The following is a 16,180-nucleotide window of genomic DNA, read 5'->3' on the forward strand; positions in this document are numbered from 1 at the left end:
TTCACTGCACCGGATTACCGGCTACCGCCGACGAGCTTGCGAAGCGCTTCTTCCGTAACGACCACCGGTTCCATTGATACGTTCGCCGGTTCGAATTCGGGAATAAGCTCGGAAGCCTTCGCCGGCTCGGGACGATCGAGAAGTCCGCTCCAATACGCAAGCCAACCGATGATTGCTTCCGGCCGAACGCCGGCCGCTCTCATGCCGGCGACATTAATAACGTCGTCCCGTTTTGCCAGCCGTTGTCCGTCCGGTCCGAATAGTAGCGGCACGTGGGCGAAGCTCGGGGCGGGCAAGCCTAGCGCTTCGTACAGCGATAGTTGACGCGGCGTCGAGTCGAGCAGGTCCGAACCCCGTAAAACGTCGGTTATTTCCATCGCTGCGTCATCAATAACGACCGCAAGCTGATAACCGTATATGCCGTCTGCGCGCTTGACTACGAAATCGCCCCCGGCGCCCGCGGAAAAATACTGCGTCCCCATCAAGGCGTCCACGAAATGAAGCGGCCGGTCCGGCATTGCGAAGCGCAAGGAGGGCGATTTCACGGCGGCTCTGTCAGCAAGTTCCCGAGCCGTACGATGCCTGCAGGTGCCGGGATAGGCCGGTCCTTCGGAAGAGAGGCCGTGCGGGGCGCTGGCGATTGCGGCCAGCTCGGCACGAGAGCAATAGCAGGGATATAGCCGTCCTTCGCTCATCAAGCGTACTATTGCCTCTTCATAGCGTTGTTCCCGTCTGCTCTGTACGTACGGTCCGAATACTCCCCCTACATCGGGTCCTTCGTCCCAGTCTATTCCGAGCCAGCGAAGATCCTCGATTACGGCTTCGGCCAACCCCGGTCTGGAACGGGGCTTGTCGATATCTTCCATGCGCAGGATGAAGGCCCCGCCGGCGGAGCGCATCTGCAGCCAAGCGAGCAGGGCGGTACGGGCATTGCCGATATGCAGTCTGCCTGAAGGGGTCGGAGCAAAACGTCCTCGTCTCATGCCAATCATCGCCTTATTCGGGTATATACAAAAATAAGATGCTTGCGCATCTCGTTGGTTGCCGTTAATTACATGCATGGAGAAAAGGTCGAATGGCGGAGCTGACGGGATTCGAACCCGCGGTCTCCTGCGTGACAGGCAGGCATGTTAGGCCTCTACACCACAGCTCCGTGTTCCTGAAGACAAGGTATATATTACCACGGACGCGCAGATTCACGCAACCCGCTTATTACACTGCCGGAAAGTGCGGCGCCAGCAAACGAACCTGGCCGACGCCGCCTTATCCGAGCGTAAAAGGCGAGAATCGATTATATTTTCAAGCTGACTATGAGCACGATAGAGAGGATGAGGACCATAATGCTTGCGGACGCGGTCCTATAGCCGGTCAACGTAACGGCTTGTCCGGCAGCAGCGATCAGACGTTTCCTTGCTTTTCGACCCAGGATGCCCGTCCATGCGAGTGCAAGCAGTATAACCGTTCCTCCGCCCTTCTCCATGATTTCAAGCCAGAGAGGCTTATCCTGACCCAAATCCATGTCGATTATCATGAACACTCCGCTGATAAGAACGATTGCCGCGGCGGGGTGGGCGAGCATGCCGAAGACGCGGATGATCCGACTGGCGAATGGATTGGCATGGGCGGTTGCCGCCCCGGATTGTTTGTACAGCATCGGCAATATAACGACTACAGCCAGTAAAGCTCCGAGCCAAACCATCAAACCCGCAAGATGCAGAAATAACAAGAAACCGAACAAAATCATCATCCTCCTCTGGGTGTATCGCTAGCGAAACGATTGCCGATCAGTGCCATTAACGCCGGGAGCAGCATGCCTCTTACGAGAAACGTATCCAATATAATCCCGATAGCCATCATGGAACCGAACAAATACAGCTCTTGAAGCGGCTGTGTGATGAGCACGCAGAAGGTGGCCGCGAGTATGAGGCCGGCAGAGGAGATAACGCCGCCCGTTAACGAGACGCCCCTGCTGACCGCTTCCTTCCACGCATACTTGCTTGCTTCTTCCCGGATTCGCGATACCAGCATAATATTGTAGTCGACGCCCAAGGCGATCAAGAATACGAAAGTGTATACGGGCAGGCGGTAGCTGATGGAATCGAAGCCGAGCCCGTCGTGAAACAACATCCACCCGAAGCCCAGCGTCGCCGTATAAGATAGCAGCATCGTGGCCATCATCGTAATCGCCATCACGACCGACCTGGCTTGGAAAGCGAGCATAATCGTGATCAGAATGGCAATCAACGAGAAGATTACGATCGTGTCCCGCCGGTTTATCGCTTTCACATCATACTGCTCCGCCGTCTGTCCGGCGAAGTGCAGGGAGGCGTTCGAAGGATCGAAGCCGCTTTCCTGCAGCATGGACGTGCTTGCTTCCCGCCATTTGCCGATCAAGCTCAAGGATGCCGGTGCGTAAGGATCATCCGACAATGTCGCTTGAAGCATCACGGCATGCTTCCGGTCTGACAAAAAATTTCTCGGCAAAGCCGCATTTGCCGCCGTCAACTGAGGCGTTATTTCTGGCGTGACCGAATGAACGCCCCCATGCTTTTGGATAGACTCGGTCAAGGCGGTCAATTTTCCGGAAAAGGCAGAATCGAGCACGATTTCGGATTCTGTCTTCAAAATGACCGATACGGGAGCCAATTGGCCGGGAGGAAAGCGCTGCTTCAACAATTCGAACCCTGTCCGGGACGATACGTTGTCCGGAAATGAATTCAACAAATTGAAAGAGTACTTTATCGACCCGATGTTTAAAGAACCCGCTGCAAGCAAGAGGAGCAGCACTCCCGCCGTTATAGCGGGCTTCTTCGTTACGAACGTTCCCGCACCGCTCCAAAATCCGGTTGGCTGCACGGAACGATCCCGCCGCTTCGGCACATAAGGCCAGAATACGTTCCTCCCCAGTATGGCGAATAGGGCAGGAATCAATGTCAGCCCTGCGAGCACAATAACGGCCATTGCCACGGAAAATACCGGCGCGAAGTGATGGTATGGTTTGAACGCGGCGGCGAATAACGTCAGCATTGCCGCCAGAACCGTACCGCCGCTGAATAGGATCGGCTCCGCCACATGGGTAAGCGCCGATTTCATCGCATCATAAGAGGAAGCGTTGCTTCCCAGCTCTTCCTTGTAGCGCGCCAATAGGAAAAGGCAATAATCGGTCAGCACGGCAAATAGAAGGATCATCATGATCGAGAGAGCTTGCTTGTCAACGAGAAACCAGCCGTTTTTGCCGGACAATCCCAACAAGCGGTCCACGACCTGATAGACGGCCCCCGAAATGACTAACGGTATGACGGCAAGAAGCGGGGAACGGTAAATGACAACGAGAATGATTAGAATGAGTGCGATCGTAGCTAACATCAATACGAGATCCGCATTTTTGAACAAGGCTATCGTATCGGCCGCGATCGCGGCCGGCCCGGTCATCTCGAGCCGCAAACGGCTCGAACCGGTTTGCTCCGCGTAGGCACGGATTTGCCGCAGCGTATCGTAAATTTGATCGGACGCCAAATCCTTCTCCAGAGCGGCATTCAGGATGAGTGTCGTTTGATCGTCCGACGCCATTTTTTGTCGAACCGACTGTGGAAGCTGATGATAAGGAATGGCGCTGGCCACATGCTCCGGCTTCCTGTCGGATGAGAGCCACTTGCTGATCTCCTCGACCCCGGCCCGTTCCTCTTCGGTGATTGGGGTAGGCGCATGAAAAACGAGCAGTACGGGGAGTCCTTCGTCGGAAGGGAACTGTTCTTGCGCAATATGCCGTGCAACGGCAGAAGGGGTGTCGTCCTTTATGCTGCCTTCTCCGCTGCTCACGGCATACTTTTTGGCGCCAGGCGCAGCGACGCTTAGAGCGACGATGACAAGCAGCCACACGATCAACGTCAGCTTGGCTCCCCTTGGAGTGGCGATGATTCGGGCCAATTTGCTGAAGGGACTACTCATGACGGTTTGTTACCTCCTGTCCTGTTTCTCATGCGATTGTAGGACAGGATTATGAATGGACGATGAACGGAACATTACAGATTATCGCTTGCTGTCCGTTTTGGCTGTCAATCAAGAAGGCAACCGGACCGTAATGGCCGTCCCTTTCCCAAGCTCGCTATGCGCGGAAATCGATCCGCCGTGAAGCTCGACGATTTTTTTGGCGATAGACAAGCCGAGTCCGCTTCCGGCCTGGGTGCGGTTTCTTGCTTTATCCGCTTTGTAGAACCGGTCGAATATATGCGGAAGCTCAGAGTCGGGTATCCCGATGCCCGTGTCCGCGATCGTTACCGCGATATCGCTTCCGATGTCGACCCGGATCGAAATAGTGCCTCCGGGACGGGAAAACTTGATGCTGTTTGCAATCACATTGAGCCATACTTGAGTCAACAGCTGCGGGTCGGCGCCGATTACGATCTCGGGCAAGTCCGGCTCGATCGACAGCCCTTTCTCCGACCATTGCCATTCCGTAACGATCAAGCAGTTCCGGAGCTGTTCGTCCAATCGATAATTGGTCCGTTTCAAAGCGGCAGCCTCTTTATCCAGCGCCGCCAGCGTCAGGAGCTGCTTGCTCAACGACGATAATCGGCCGCTCTCCTCCGCTATTATGCGAAGATACCGCTCTTGCTCTTCGACTGTAGCTTCTTTATCGAGAATGGACTGGGCGAATCCTTGAATCGAGGTCAGAGGGGATTGGATTTCATGCGAGACATTGGCGACGAACTCTTGTCTCATCTCGTCCAACCGCTTGAGCGATCGCGCCATCTGTGCAAAGTGTCTGGCCAAATTTCCGATCTCGTCCTGTCTCGATACGTCCATTTCGATATCGTATTGTCCTTCGACAATTTTGTTGGTCGCAACCGTCAACTGCTCGACGGGTTTTACGATATAACGGGTCAAAACGACGATCAGCACGATGCTGAACAAGAAGGTGAACCCGAGCAGGAGCGCCAATAACATACGCACTTCTCCGATTTGCTGCTCCAGATTCGGGCGGATGAACAACGCGTATGGCTGTTCCTGCACTTTAAGCGGAAGTCCGACGCTGTTCCGAATGCTGTTCTCGAAAAAACCGATTACCGTCAAAAAGTGGCGCTGTTCCAAAATCCCGTTGTAAGTTTCTCCCCGCAAAACGCTGCGCACCTGTTCCGGATCGATATCCCGATGCTTAAAGGGAGCTCCGTAATAGGTGCCTTCAAGGCGTTCGTTGACGGCATAAATCTGAAAGCCCATGTTTCCGATCGAGGTCAAGTATCGGCTTAGATCGACAGTCGGCATTTGTTGCTGGAGATTGCGGATTTCCAAGCCGATGTTCATTATTTTTCGATCATTATAGTCCCGGAATTTGTTCGAATAATAAACGTTCGACAGCAATAGCGCCAAGAGGCTGCTGACCAATGCGATCGCTATGAATGTAACGACGATGCGTATATAGAGCGTTTTCATAACCCGTTCACCTCGAGCTTGTACCCGAGACCGCGTATGGTCGTTATGACGAAATCGTCGGCGCTGTCGACGAACCGCTCCCGAAGACGTTTAATGTGAACGTCGATCGTACGGCTGCCCCCTTCGTAATCGGCACCCCAAATAAGCTGAATGAGCTGTTCCCTTGTGAATATTCGCCCCGGATTGGCGGCTAATTGAGCCAGCAACTCGAATTCCTTCAGCGGAATAACGATCGATTCGCCGCGGATGTTCACCTCATAACTTCTCCGGTCGATCACGGTGTTGTTCAGCTTTATCGCTTCGGAGGACACAAGCCGATACCTTCGCAGCAATGCCCGGACCCTGAACAGCAGCTCTTTCGGCTCGAAAGGTTTGACCAAATAATCGTCGGTTCCGGAAACGAATCCTTTTTCCTTATCCTCGAGCTCTCCTTTGGCTGTCAGCATTATGACGGGGATGTCGTAATGGCCTCTGATTTCCCGGCAAAGCTCCAAGCCGTCCTTCGCGGGCATCATCACGTCCACGACCGCCAAATGAACCTGCTCGGTCTCCATAATGCGCGAAGCTTGCTCGCCGTCCTCCGCTTCATATACGACATAGCCTTCCTTATTGAAAATAAAACGGAGCAGTTCCCGAATATGAGGGTCGTCATCCGCAACGAGCATATGAATTCTCAATTTGCACGCACCTTTTTCTGATCCGAATAGTTATCGGTATGTTTCATATCATATCAAACTTCGATCCGAAATCCGAAGGGGAGGCCGCTTCAACGGCCATGATCAAGATGTCCGGTCGAAGGCCATGTATTCTCGCGAAAAAAGAGGAATACGGAAATGCAGATGCGAATGGTTAGGCTAGGGAAATTAGGGGCAAGCAGCAACGATCGGGGAGGAAACGGCCATGCTTTCAGGCGATAATACAGAAGCGATACAGCAAAAACGGGTCCATCTTCAAATGATAAGGCAGTAGAAAAACCTGCAGCACCTTTCCGATTTCATTCCATGGAGCGGCTTTGGTCGGGCAAAGTCTGCAGGTTATTCAGTTGCCCTATTCCTTTTCCGGCGTCGGATTCCAGTCCCGGATACCGTTGTCCTCGATAATGCCCAGCGTTACATCGGCAATATCCGAGTCTACCAGCAGCTTGTCGCGTACCCGGAACTTGATGTCATCGGCAACGGCCAATGTCAAGCCCGCCCGAAGCTCGATGTAGGCATCCACGTGATAGAAGCGTCCTTCTTGAATAATCCGCATTTTATTAATATCGGTTACATCCGGGTCTCCCAAAATAATGGCGGCAATTTTCTCCTCCACGGCGAGCGGGGCGGCCACTCCGATCAGCCCGACCATATTGTCATAGCCTACGCGGAATGCGACCCCTACCATCAGCATACCGATCAGAATCGCGCTGACTCCGTCCAAAATGCTTACGTCGGCTACAGCCGTCGCGACGATCGCAATAATGGCCAGCAGCGCCCCGGTCGTAGCGACCAAATCTTCGTAGAAGACGAGTCGGGTCGGAGGCGCGGCTCGTTTTACGTTCTGGAAGGCGGTTTTTACGATGCCGACTCCTTTGCCTTCCGCGCGGGTTTCATGCAAAATCTCTTTCATCGCTTTAAACAAAATAGCTCCGTCAACGATAAGCGACACGAGCAGTACGGCGAAATTGAGCCAAAATCCGTGCGAAACCGCAGGATGCCGGATCAGGTGAAACCCTTCCTTGATCGTTTCGTACGCCATAATCGATACGACGATGACCGCAATCATACAAAAAATGTTGATGAGGCGGCCGAAGCCGGTCGGAAACCGTTTCGTCGGCTTGCGCTCCGACAGGATGCTGCCTCCGTATACGAAAGCCTGATTGACCGCGTCGGCGATCGAGTGCATCGTGGATGCGAACATCGTTCCGCTTCCCGTCACATAGGCCGCAATGCCTTTGATGATCGCGATACAAAAGTTGCCGAGCGCGGCCGCACCCGACGAAGCGTTGCCTTTCTTGAGCATGCTGGCCAAAGACGAGCTGCTGCCGGACTCCATTTACCAATAAACCTCCCATACAGGTACATTTTCTATCCACTAGCATTCCCTCAAACGAACGCTCTCCATGCCGTCATGGTCGGCTTGCTTACAAACACGATTCCAAAATGTTCCTGACGTCTTGGCGGTCAAGTCTCTTGAACGAGCCGATCGGACCGAAACGAACCGCTTCGTCCGCCATACGGTCCAAATGCTCGGCCCCGATGCCGAAATCGGCCAACCGCGCTTGCGCGCCGATACGCGTAAAGAAATTCCGTGTCGCTTCGATGCCTGCTAGCGCCGTTTCTTGATCCGACTTGCCGGCAGGATCGATCCCCCATACCCGGACCGCATATTGAACAAATCGGTCCAACCGTTCCGTATGTACATATTCCATCCAGTTCGGGAACACGATCGATAATCCTGCGCCATGGGGGATATCGTAAATGGCGCTAATTTCATGCTCGATTCCGTGAGACGCCCAATCCTGCTGCATCGTGCCGGCCCACATCAAATTGGCTCTTGCTTCGTAATTGCCCGGATCGGTCAGAGCGCCTCCGACATTCTCGATAACGGTATGCAAAATCGATTCGCAAAACCGTTCCTGCAGCGGGGTGTGCTCGGTCAGGCTGAAGTACTGCTCGAATACGTGGGACATAATGTCGATAGAGCCGTATACCGTATGGTTGCGGGGCACCGAATACGTAAGTGCCGGATCCAGGATGGAAAATTTCGGGTAGGCAAACGGGCTGCCGAACGAACGCTTCTGCCGCTCCTCCCAATTGGAAATAACCGAGTTTCCGTTCATCTCGGAGCCTGTTGCGGACAAGGTCAGCACGGTTGCAAGCGGCAACGCGTCCCGTATGACCGCTTTGCGGATGCAAAAATCCCATACGTCGCCGTCATAGGGAACTCCGACGGCTACCGCTTTTGCAGCATCGATCACGCTTCCTCCGCCTACCGCCAATATCAGGTCGGCTTGACCGGCTCTTGCGATTTCGATGCCTTTCTTGACGGTCGAGAGCCGGGGGTTCGGTTCGACCGCCGGGAGCTCCAGAACGTTGGCACCGATTTCGTTCAGCTGGCCCATCACTTTGTCATACAGCCCGGTTTGCTTGATGCTTCCCGAGCCGTACACGAGCAGGATAGTTGTACCGAACGGTTTGGCCAATTCGCCGAGCTTATCTACGGAGCCGCGGCCGAATACGATTCGGGTCGGATTCTGGTACTGAAATGAATTCACGCTGAGGTCAGCCCCTTCCATCATAAGTCATTAGGTAATACTACCAGTATAACAAAGTACGGGACGCATTATTTGGGAAAATAGGAAAAACGTCAATCGACGTACTTCATGGATGAGCGACCGCGATTCGGCGGTAGTTATCCTTGGTTCATCATTTTGCAGTCCGCTTTATGGAATCATCACATTCTGAAACGATGGAAAAAAAGAACCCCGAATCAAGCGATTCGGGGTTCGTAAGGAGCCTATTGGATTACGCGGCGTGCAGTCGTATAATGCTCATCCCACCAGCCGGATTCGAGATCGGTAATCGTGACGCCCGGATCGCCGTACGTGTGCAAAATTTTGCCGTTGCCGATATAAATGGCAACATGGTGGACCGGGGAGTAGAAGAAGACGAGATCGCCCGGCTTCAACTGGCTGCGCGGCACGTAGGTGCCTGCGCGGGATTGTTCAATGGATTCGCGCGGAATCGAAATGTCGTTTAACCCGTATAAATATTGAGTGAAGGACGAGCAGTCGAATGATTTGGTGTTTCCCGTTTTCGCGCCGAACTTGTATGGTACGCCGATATATTGCTTGCCTTTGGAAATAATATCGTTAGAGATCGAAGAGCCGGATTCGGAGCCCGCGTTCGAGCCCGCTCCTGATTCGTTGTCCGAGCCCGATGACGAGCCTTTGTCCGCGTTCCAATCGTAGTTCCAATCGTTGTTCCAATCCTGATTCCATCCGAAATTCCAGCCATTATCCCGCCCCGGTGCCGCATGGGCGGAAGGAGAGGCCAGAAACGCGCTTCCGGCAATAAAGACGGTAAAGCTTAGGCCGACAGTAAGGATGGCTTGTCCGATACGTTTATTTGCGGTAGTTTTCATGGTTTCCTCCTTAGGCTTGATGTATAGTTTTAAGTCGCGGGATTGCTTAATGGCTTGCTACTACCTTATCATATTAAAAACAGACATAATTTGGCCCGTTCGGAGCAACTCCTTATCTCGTCGGCAATTCGTGGCCAAAATGAGAATTTCATTAGAATTTCGCGTTTATTTTAACTTGACAACCATTTTCGGATCATCGGAGGAAGCTCGCTCAGTGTTGTACAACCTATTTTCGAATCCGGTCACGCGCGCCATGGCCATAAGTTTATTGTGCGCGATCGGGTTCGCCGGCGTAGCTCTATTGATCGGAGCCAACCGGATTGCCGTGTTCGATTCGTCGGTTATCGCCTCGATTCAAGGAATGGAAAACGATCGGCTTACGTATATTTTGTCATTCTTCACTTGGATCGGGACCGGACTTCCCGTAGCCATCATTACGGCATCGGCCGCACTGTTTCTGTATGCGGCATTGAAGCATCGCATGGAGCTTTTATTGCTGGTAGCGGTAGTGGGCGGTACGGGGCTGCTCAATTATTTGCTTAAGCTGGTGTTCAAACGGGCACGTCCCGAAATATACCGGATCGCGGAGGCGAACGGCTACAGCTTTCCGAGCGGGCATTCGATGGTAGCCTTCAGCTTGTACGGCATCCTTGCGTATTTGCTGTGGAGACATATTCCTCGCAGAGCGGGGCGAATCGTACTGATCGCGATCAGCTCGCTGTTTATTTTGACGATCGGCATTAGCCGGATTTATTTGGGCGTACATTACCCGAGCGACGTCCTGGGCGGATATTTGGCCAGCGGCTGCTGGATGTTCGGATTGATCTGGTTATATGACGGCAAATATGGGAAATCCGCAGTCACCCATCGGGGCGGACCGTAATATTCTGGAGGTATCTGAACAACCAGAGGTGACACTATGGCTGTTGTCAAAGCCAGGGAGAGCGATATCGATTTGCTGGCAAGGCTGCTGAGGGCCGAAGCGGAGGGAGAAGGCGAGAAAGGGATGATGCTGGTCGGAAATGTGGGCATTAACCGGATCAGGGCGAATTGCTCCGATTTCAAAAATATCCGGACGATCCCGCAAATGGTGTACCAGGAGCATGCGTTCGAAGCGGTCCAGCACGGTTACTTTTATCAAAAAGTGAGAGAGCGGGATAAGCGTTTGGCAAGAAGGGCGGTTAACGGAGAACGGAATTGGCCGGGGAAATTCAGCCTGTGGTATTTCAGGCCGGAGGGGGACTGCCCGCCGACGTGGTACAATCAGCCGTTGGTAGGACGATGGAAGCTGCACTGCTTCTATCAGCCGACAGGAGAAGAGTGCGAAAATATTTATAATACGTTTTGAAAGACAAAAAAAGCTTGAGCGATCAAGCTTTTTTTGTTTCTCCGTTCCTTATTGCGGCCGGGGTCTGCGCTGAATTTGGCGAATATGCTTAGTACGGCTTTCCGTTTCGATCATCGCGTTGGAGCCCGTCTGCAGTATGGAGGATGAAGATATGGAAATGATATCTACCGCTCCTACGTGGATAAATCCGCTGAGATTCGTCTCGGTAATATGCACTTCATCGGATGGAGAGGGAAGCGGGATCGGTCTGGAGTAAATCGGGTATGCTTGAAAGGAGCCCTCGTTTCCGTTATATCTGGAAGTTTGGCGTTGAATCGCCAAAGCTATGCTTCTGGGTGTGACAACGACGCAATCTCCTGCTATAAAGATAGAGCCGAGTCCTACTTCATTTATGGAAATGTTCTTTACCGCCGATATTCTGGCCATTGACGCACCGTCACCTTTCCGCCGCGAGAGGAACCAACGGTCCGATAATAAGCGATTCCGGAGGCGTGTCGAAAATCGAGGACAGAACGATTTCTTTCGTATCGCCTATCAATACGACCGAGGAGCTGGCTACCCCGATAATTCGGATTGCGCCAACGGACAACTGTTTGTTTTCAACATGAAAGTTCATGCGCTTCCATCTCCTTTGCTTTTCTTTTGACCCATATGCTGTTCGATCGCGGTTATAATATCGGTTTTGATTTTGTCTACAATAATGTCCGCCTTCAGCCTCCCGGAGCTCGGATCATCCTGGACTGTCCGTAAGTAATGGTCGATGCGCTTGTCCATCTGCCCTTTGATGTCCTCGATCATAAAGTCCGCATACCCTTCTCCAAGCGCGATCCGGTGATTTTGTTCCCACTCCTTGATCGAAGCCCGCCCGTCTTCTTCCAAAAAACGGTCGATTTCTCTTCGAATACTCGACCGTGCGTCAGTTTGTACCATTGTCGTCTGGACATCGCTGCCATTCACCGTGAAATCGTCAATCGATTTGCCGATTTCCGGGGAGATACCGATATGAAGCGTGCCATCGAGCTTTTCTATTTTCAATTGGTCGAACTTGTACTCGATTTTTTCCACATTGACCGTACGCTGCTTTTTGAGTTCGTCGATTTCCTGCTGCAGCTGCCCGACTTTGGCTTCGAGCTCCTGAAGCTTCTGCGTCTGCCATTGCAAGTAAGCGTTCAACTGTTGGAAATAGGCTTGAGGCGGCAGCGTATTCAATCGGTTTCCCCCTTTCCGGCGCTCATTGAAGTCGGCGGTTTCGGTCCGGCGTCACCTTGGGGAGGGGAGCGGAACGAGCGTTTCCGCGCCCGCAGGGGAAGCAGGAGGCGCGGCTGCGGTAAATCCGCCGGTATTGTACAGATTGGAAAGGCCTTTGATCATCCCCGCGCTGCCGATTTGAAGGACGGAGGAATTGGCTACCGAATCGACTCGCAACTGATGAATGACGATGCTTTGATGAACGATAAGATTCATAGTCTACAATACACCTGCCCCGTTGGCCGAAACGGCGTTCGTATCGGCAATATCGGCATCGTACGTATTGGTGCTGCTAACGGCATTGTACGTTTGTACGGCATCGCCTGTATTAAACGAGCCCGCTCCCGCGAACGTTTTGGACGTGCTTTGCGGCGCCAGCTGGATGGCGTCTCCGATATGTACGATGGAACTGGGGCCTACGCTCAATATGGTAATATTCCCGACAATGGCCGGCATCCAGTCACACCCTTATCAAATGTCGTTATTTCATTGTATGTGTACGAAAGGGGCGGTATGATACTTCGACACGGCAATCATGAGGAAGGAAAACCGCTCATATAATGGAGCATATAAGGAGAGGGTAGGGATGGATGATCCGAAAAGCCAGTTTTTGAACAATTTCGATTGGAAAGGCTTGGAACAATTTTTCGGCGGCAAATTTCCGTCTGCGCCGATAGACGGGATGAACGATCCGGCATGGGTCGAGCATATCGTGAAGGACGTCATGAAGAAAGCGTTCCCGAAATCGGTAGATCTGAAGATGATGAATAAGCAGCTCCGTACGGAAATTTTCGAAACTCATAATAATGTCATCGTCAAAATCCACATTCCGGACAAAACGCAGGCTCAAAATCTGAAAACGTATGTCGGAGTCAACCGGATCAAGCTGGAAGGACTGCCGGACGATATAAAACAGACCGTCAAGCTGCCTACGCATATTTTGCCGGAGAGCTGTAAAGCCGTTTACAGAAAAGGAGTGCTGCAAATGCAATTAAGGAAAGCCAAAATCAGCGAACGCATGCATGAGGTGAATGTCCGATTTTATGATTGATGATCGCTCGGTAAAAAAAGAGGGCCGAACAGTACGCGCTTAGCGGCGTATGGTTCTGCCCTTTTGACGTTCCGGCGGTTCGTCAGCCTTTTAAGGCCGAGATCGAATCGATGACATCGGGATCGGACGTAATCGTGAAGCTGAGCAGCGAAATCGCCTGGGCGAAAATGCCTACATTACCGCCTCCGGAGCCCGAATACGATTTCGACGAGCTGTTGGGAGAGATTTGAACGACATCTCCGAAGGTGACGTTGCCGTCTGCGCCGGTAATATTGATCGGAGCCAAAATGATGGATGGCATATGGAAAAGTCTCCTTTATGATAAAAAGTATGATTCACTATATGCGCCCGCCATCCGGAAAATGCAATTGGAGGCTTGCCGGGTATCCGGTCAAGTGGGAATGTTATTTCATGCCGATCACGAACCTTAGGCACCGAATGTCATACAACCAATGGCTGCCTATCCGGGGTATGCATATCCCGGTCAGCCGAATCAGCATTTCTAGGGACAGGCATCCGAACAACCAAAACGGCAACAACCGGAGCGAAAATAGTTCCGTGTTGTTGCCGTTTTGGTCGATTGGGACATTATTTGGGCTTGTCCGAATAAATGAAAGGGCCCTCTTGCACAATAGAAGAGGACACCGCAATAACATGTTGAAATTTGTTAAAAATCATGATATAATGCCGGATAGCATTTACGAATTTCAGTTCATTCAAATTTTACACTACCATATTCTTGAGGTTTTGTCAATATAAGAACCGATGGAGCAACCAACGAAGCAGTATACAAACTTTTGTTCTACTTTCCAGGGAGGATGGAGCCGTTTTATGGCGAACGATCAACGCTCGGTATCTGAGACAAAGCTTTCATTAGACAAGGACGATCAAGAACGGAACGAGTTCTCGGCGCACGACGACTTGTCGCTGCCGCCGGGTATCGGCATTAACGACCCGGTTCGGATGTACTTGAAGGAAATCGGACGCGTTCAACTTCTATCGGGAGAAGCGGAGGTCGAATTGGCCAAGCGGATCGAGCAGGGCGACGAGGAGGCGAAGCGACAGCTGGCCGAAGCGAACTTGCGGCTTGTCGTCAGCATAGCGAGACGCTACGTCGGGCGCGGGATGCTGTTTCTCGATTTGATTCAGGAAGGCAACCTCGGTTTGATTAAAGCGGTCGAGAAGTTCGACTATTCCAAAGGATATAAGTTCAGTACGTATGCAACATGGTGGATTCGTCAAGCGATTACGCGTGCCATCGCCGACCAGGCCAGAACGATCCGGATTCCGGTACATATGGTCGAGACGATCAACAAGCTGATCCGCGTATCGAGACAGCTGCTCCAAGAGCTCGGACGCGAGCCGACACCCGAGGAAATTGCCAAGGAAATGGACTTTAGCGACGATAAAGTGCGGGAAATTATGAAGATCGCGCAGGATCCCATCTCCCTCGAAACGCCGATCGGCGAGGAAAACGATTCGAGCCTCGGAGACTTTATCGAAGACCACGATGCGACGGCGCCTGCGGACGCTGCTGCATTCGAATTGCTGAAGGAACAGTTGGAGGACGTGCTGGACACGCTGACGGAGCGGGAAGAGAACGTGCTGCGTCTCCGTTTCGGATTGGACGACGGGCGTACTCGCACGCTGGAGGAAGTCGGGCAAGTATTCGGCGTTACCCGCGAGCGCATCCGCCAAATCGAAGCGAAAGCGCTGCGCAAGCTAAGGCACCCGAGCCGCAGTAAACGGCTGAAAGATTTTCTGGAATAAGCGAAAACTCTCCATTAGGCAAGATGTCAAAAATTCGCAAAAAATTCTGTGTAAAAGCATAGGAATAAAGCGGATTTAACGTTATAATTTATAGTTGACTGGCCCAACAAAATAATGGAGGAGCTTAAACAATGGAGAAAATACTTATTTTCGGGCACAAAAATCCGGATACCGACACGATTTGCTCGGCAATCGCTTACGCCGATTTGAAAACTAAATTGGGAAAAAACGTCGAAGCCGTTCGGCTTGGCGACGTTAACGGGGAAACCCAATATGCATTGACTCAATTCGGAATCGAGGCTCCGCGCCTTGTCGAGTCCGTTGCGGGCGAGACGAAAAGCGTTATCCTCGTCGACCATAACGAACGCCAGCAAAGCGTCAGCGACATCGATCAAGTTCGCGTGCTGGAAGTAATCGACCATCACCGGATCGCCAATTTCGAGACCAGTCATCCTTTGTATTACCGCGCCGAGCCGGTAGGCTGCACGGCTACCATTTTGAACAAGCTGTATAAAGAAAACGGTGTCTCCATCTCCAAGCCGATCGCAGGTCTGATGCTCTCCGCCATTATTTCCGATTCGCTGCTGTTCAAGTCGCCTACATGCACCGAGGAAGATGTGGCCGCCGCTCAAGAGCTGGCCGAAATCGCCGGTGTCAATGCCGAGAGCTATGGCTTGGAAATGCTGAAAGCCGGAGCCGACCTGAGCGACAAAACGATCAGCCAGCTGATTTCGCTCGATGCGAAAGAATTTACGATGGGCGCAAGCAAAGTAGAAATTGCGCAAGTCAACGCCGTCGACACGAACGACGTGCTCTCCCGCCAAGCGGAGCTGGAAGCCGCGCTTAACGAGATTATCGACAAGAAAGGTCTGGACTTGTTCGTATTCGTCGTAACTGACATCTTGAATAACGATTCGGTCGCTCTTGCGCTCGGCAAGGCCACGAATGCCGTCGAGAAAGCTTACAACGTAACGCTGGTAGAGAATAAGGCCGTTCTGAAGGGCGTCGTATCGCGCAAATCGCAAATCGTCCCCGTATTGACCGATATTTTCAATCAATAATACCTTTTATGGAACGAATAGCCTGTGACGTCAGCGAGTAGCGGTCATGGGCTTTTTTTTGCTGGAACACAGCACCTGAATTAAAATAAATTCCGAAAAAAAACTCCGATTCTGTTATAATGGTAGCTGTGTGTAGAACAATAG

At 52.2% G+C, this 16,180-nt stretch carries 17 protein-coding genes, 1 tRNA gene and 2 pseudogenes; 5 read left to right on the forward strand and 15 right to left on the reverse strand.

The genetic code is table 11. The features are described 5' to 3' along the window. Nucleotides 1–14: 14 nt before the first annotated feature. The 9 genes and pseudogenes from gluQRS to FE784_RS41770 all read right to left on the reverse strand — a co-directional run. Nucleotides 15–983: a tRNA glutamyl-Q(34) synthetase GluQRS gene (gene gluQRS, locus FE784_RS01425; RefSeq protein WP_139600321.1), complete on the reverse strand. Its 969-nt coding sequence runs from the start codon at nucleotides 981–983 to the stop codon at nucleotides 15–17. A 93-nt stretch (nucleotides 984–1,076) separates the two neighbouring features. After that, nucleotides 1,077–1,153: transfer RNA gene (locus FE784_RS01430), tRNA-Asp, on the reverse strand. A gap of 138 nt (nucleotides 1,154–1,291) precedes the next feature. Then, the gene (locus FE784_RS01435; protein ID WP_139600322.1) at nucleotides 1,292–1,738 is read right to left on the reverse strand and encodes a hypothetical protein; all 447 of its coding nucleotides are present in this window, start codon (nucleotides 1,736–1,738) and stop codon (nucleotides 1,292–1,294) included. A gap of 5 nt (nucleotides 1,739–1,743) precedes the next feature. Further along, nucleotides 1,744–3,948: an MMPL family transporter gene (locus FE784_RS01440; protein WP_139600323.1), complete on the reverse strand. Its 2,205-nt coding sequence runs from the start codon at nucleotides 3,946–3,948 to the stop codon at nucleotides 1,744–1,746. Between the two features lie 111 nt (nucleotides 3,949–4,059). After that, nucleotides 4,060–5,433: a sensor histidine kinase gene (locus FE784_RS01445; protein ID WP_139600324.1), complete on the reverse strand. Its 1,374-nt coding sequence runs from the start codon at nucleotides 5,431–5,433 to the stop codon at nucleotides 4,060–4,062. Further along, nucleotides 5,430–6,098 carry a response regulator transcription factor gene (locus FE784_RS01450; RefSeq protein ID WP_425465521.1) on the reverse strand — a complete coding sequence of 223 codons (669 nt, stop codon included), beginning with the start codon at nucleotides 6,096–6,098 and terminating at the stop codon, nucleotides 5,430–5,432. The genes FE784_RS01445 and FE784_RS01450 overlap by 4 nt, the downstream gene beginning before the upstream one ends. A gap of 382 nt (nucleotides 6,099–6,480) precedes the next feature. Next, nucleotides 6,481–7,467, reverse strand: a complete 987-nt coding sequence (locus tag FE784_RS01455) for a cation diffusion facilitator family transporter (protein WP_139600326.1) — start codon at nucleotides 7,465–7,467, stop codon at nucleotides 6,481–6,483. Between the two features lie 88 nt (nucleotides 7,468–7,555). After that, a complete protein-coding gene (locus FE784_RS01460) occupies nucleotides 7,556–8,689 on the reverse strand; it encodes an iron-containing alcohol dehydrogenase (RefSeq protein ID WP_139600327.1) in 1,134 nt (377 codons plus the stop codon). A gap of 242 nt (nucleotides 8,690–8,931) precedes the next feature. Further along, nucleotides 8,932–9,288, reverse strand: a pseudogene (locus FE784_RS41770) (C40 family peptidase); the annotation flags it as partial. A gap of 484 nt (nucleotides 9,289–9,772) precedes the next feature. Here FE784_RS41770 and FE784_RS01470 point away from each other — a divergent pair. Together FE784_RS01470 and FE784_RS01475 are read left to right on the forward strand one after the other, a co-directional pair. After that, a complete protein-coding gene (locus tag FE784_RS01470; RefSeq protein ID WP_246131847.1) occupies nucleotides 9,773–10,441 on the forward strand; it encodes a phosphatase PAP2 family protein in 669 nt (222 codons plus the stop codon). A 36-nt stretch (nucleotides 10,442–10,477) separates the two neighbouring features. Then, complete coding sequence (locus tag FE784_RS01475; protein ID WP_139600329.1) at nucleotides 10,478–10,906, forward strand: cell wall hydrolase; 429 nt, start codon at nucleotides 10,478–10,480, stop codon at nucleotides 10,904–10,906. Nucleotides 10,907–10,954: 48 nt separating this feature from the next. On the opposite strand, the gene FE784_RS01480 is transcribed toward FE784_RS01475, so the two are convergent. Genes FE784_RS01480 through FE784_RS01500 form a run of 5 tightly spaced genes read right to left on the reverse strand, consistent with a single transcriptional unit; the run spans nucleotide 10,955 to nucleotide 12,610 of the window. Further along, a complete protein-coding gene (locus FE784_RS01480; protein ID WP_139600330.1) occupies nucleotides 10,955–11,332 on the reverse strand; it encodes a spore germination protein GerPE in 378 nt (125 codons plus the stop codon). A gap of 10 nt (nucleotides 11,333–11,342) precedes the next feature. Further along, complete coding sequence (locus FE784_RS01485; protein WP_139600331.1) at nucleotides 11,343–11,522, reverse strand: spore gernimation protein GerPD; 180 nt, start codon at nucleotides 11,520–11,522, stop codon at nucleotides 11,343–11,345. Next, nucleotides 11,519–12,115, reverse strand: coding sequence for a spore germination protein GerPC (gene gerPC, locus FE784_RS01490; RefSeq protein WP_139600332.1), 597 nt, complete (start codon nucleotides 12,113–12,115; stop codon nucleotides 11,519–11,521). The genes FE784_RS01485 and gerPC overlap by 4 nt, the downstream gene beginning before the upstream one ends. A 51-nt stretch (nucleotides 12,116–12,166) precedes the next feature. Next, a complete protein-coding gene (locus tag FE784_RS01495; RefSeq protein ID WP_139600333.1) occupies nucleotides 12,167–12,370 on the reverse strand; it encodes a spore germination protein GerPB in 204 nt (67 codons plus the stop codon). Between the two features lie 3 nt (nucleotides 12,371–12,373). Then, nucleotides 12,374–12,610 carry a spore germination protein gene (locus FE784_RS01500; RefSeq protein ID WP_139600334.1) on the reverse strand — a complete coding sequence of 79 codons (237 nt, stop codon included), beginning with the start codon at nucleotides 12,608–12,610 and terminating at the stop codon, nucleotides 12,374–12,376. Nucleotides 12,611–12,740: 130 nt separating this feature from the next. Between FE784_RS01500 and FE784_RS01505 the strand changes: the two genes are divergently transcribed. Beyond that, entirely contained in the window at nucleotides 12,741–13,205 is a 465-nt protein-coding gene (locus FE784_RS01505) for an Hsp20/alpha crystallin family protein (RefSeq protein WP_139600335.1), read from the forward strand. 82 nt (nucleotides 13,206–13,287) lie between these two features. Here FE784_RS01505 and FE784_RS01510 read toward each other — a convergent pair whose 3' ends face one another. Next, nucleotides 13,288–13,506, reverse strand: coding sequence for a spore germination protein (locus tag FE784_RS01510; RefSeq protein ID WP_139600336.1), 219 nt, complete (start codon nucleotides 13,504–13,506; stop codon nucleotides 13,288–13,290). Nucleotides 13,507–14,078: 572 nt separating this feature from the next. Between FE784_RS01510 and rpoD the strand changes: the two are divergent. Further along, nucleotides 14,079–14,975 (forward strand): annotated as a pseudogene (rpoD, locus tag FE784_RS01515) (RNA polymerase sigma factor RpoD); the annotation flags it as partial. A gap of 131 nt (nucleotides 14,976–15,106) precedes the next feature. Next, nucleotides 15,107–16,036: a manganese-dependent inorganic pyrophosphatase gene (locus FE784_RS01520; RefSeq protein WP_139600338.1), complete on the forward strand. Its 930-nt coding sequence runs from the start codon at nucleotides 15,107–15,109 to the stop codon at nucleotides 16,034–16,036. Nucleotides 16,037–16,180 lie beyond the last annotated feature (144 nt).

The organism is Paenibacillus hemerocallicola, from assembly GCF_006265175.1.
In the GTDB taxonomy this organism is placed as follows: domain Bacteria; phylum Bacillota; class Bacilli; order Paenibacillales; family NBRC-103111; genus Paenibacillus_AB; species Paenibacillus_AB hemerocallicola.

Coding starts and splice junctions, on each gene's coding strand:
- gluQRS (WP_139600321.1), bottom strand. CDS start 983: ATGAGACGAGGACGTTTTGCTCCGACCCCTTCAGGCAGACTGCATATC.
- FE784_RS01440 (WP_139600323.1), bottom strand. CDS start 3,948: ATGAGTAGTCCCTTCAGCAAATTGGCCCGAATCATCGCCACTCCAAGG.
- FE784_RS01445 (WP_139600324.1), bottom strand. CDS start 5,433: ATGAAAACGCTCTATATACGCATCGTCGTTACATTCATAGCGATCGCA.
- FE784_RS01450 (WP_425465521.1), bottom strand. CDS start 6,098: ATGCTCGTTGCGGATGACGACCCTCATATTCGGGAACTGCTCCGTTTT.
- FE784_RS01455 (WP_139600326.1), bottom strand. CDS start 7,467: ATGGAGTCCGGCAGCAGCTCGTCTTTGGCCAGCATGCTCAAGAAAGGC.
- FE784_RS01475 (WP_139600329.1), top strand. CDS start 10,478: ATGGCTGTTGTCAAAGCCAGGGAGAGCGATATCGATTTGCTGGCAAGG.
- FE784_RS01480 (WP_139600330.1), bottom strand. CDS start 11,332: ATGGCCAGAATATCGGCGGTAAAGAACATTTCCATAAATGAAGTAGGA.
- FE784_RS01485 (WP_139600331.1), bottom strand. CDS start 11,522: ATGAACTTTCATGTTGAAAACAAACAGTTGTCCGTTGGCGCAATCCGA.
- FE784_RS01495 (WP_139600333.1), bottom strand. CDS start 12,370: ATGAATCTTATCGTTCATCAAAGCATCGTCATTCATCAGTTGCGAGTC.
- FE784_RS01500 (WP_139600334.1), bottom strand. CDS start 12,610: ATGCCGGCCATTGTCGGGAATATTACCATATTGAGCGTAGGCCCCAGT.
- FE784_RS01505 (WP_139600335.1), top strand. CDS start 12,741: ATGGATGATCCGAAAAGCCAGTTTTTGAACAATTTCGATTGGAAAGGC.
- FE784_RS01510 (WP_139600336.1), bottom strand. CDS start 13,506: ATGCCATCCATCATTTTGGCTCCGATCAATATTACCGGCGCAGACGGC.
- FE784_RS01520 (WP_139600338.1), top strand. CDS start 15,107: ATGGAGAAAATACTTATTTTCGGGCACAAAAATCCGGATACCGACACG.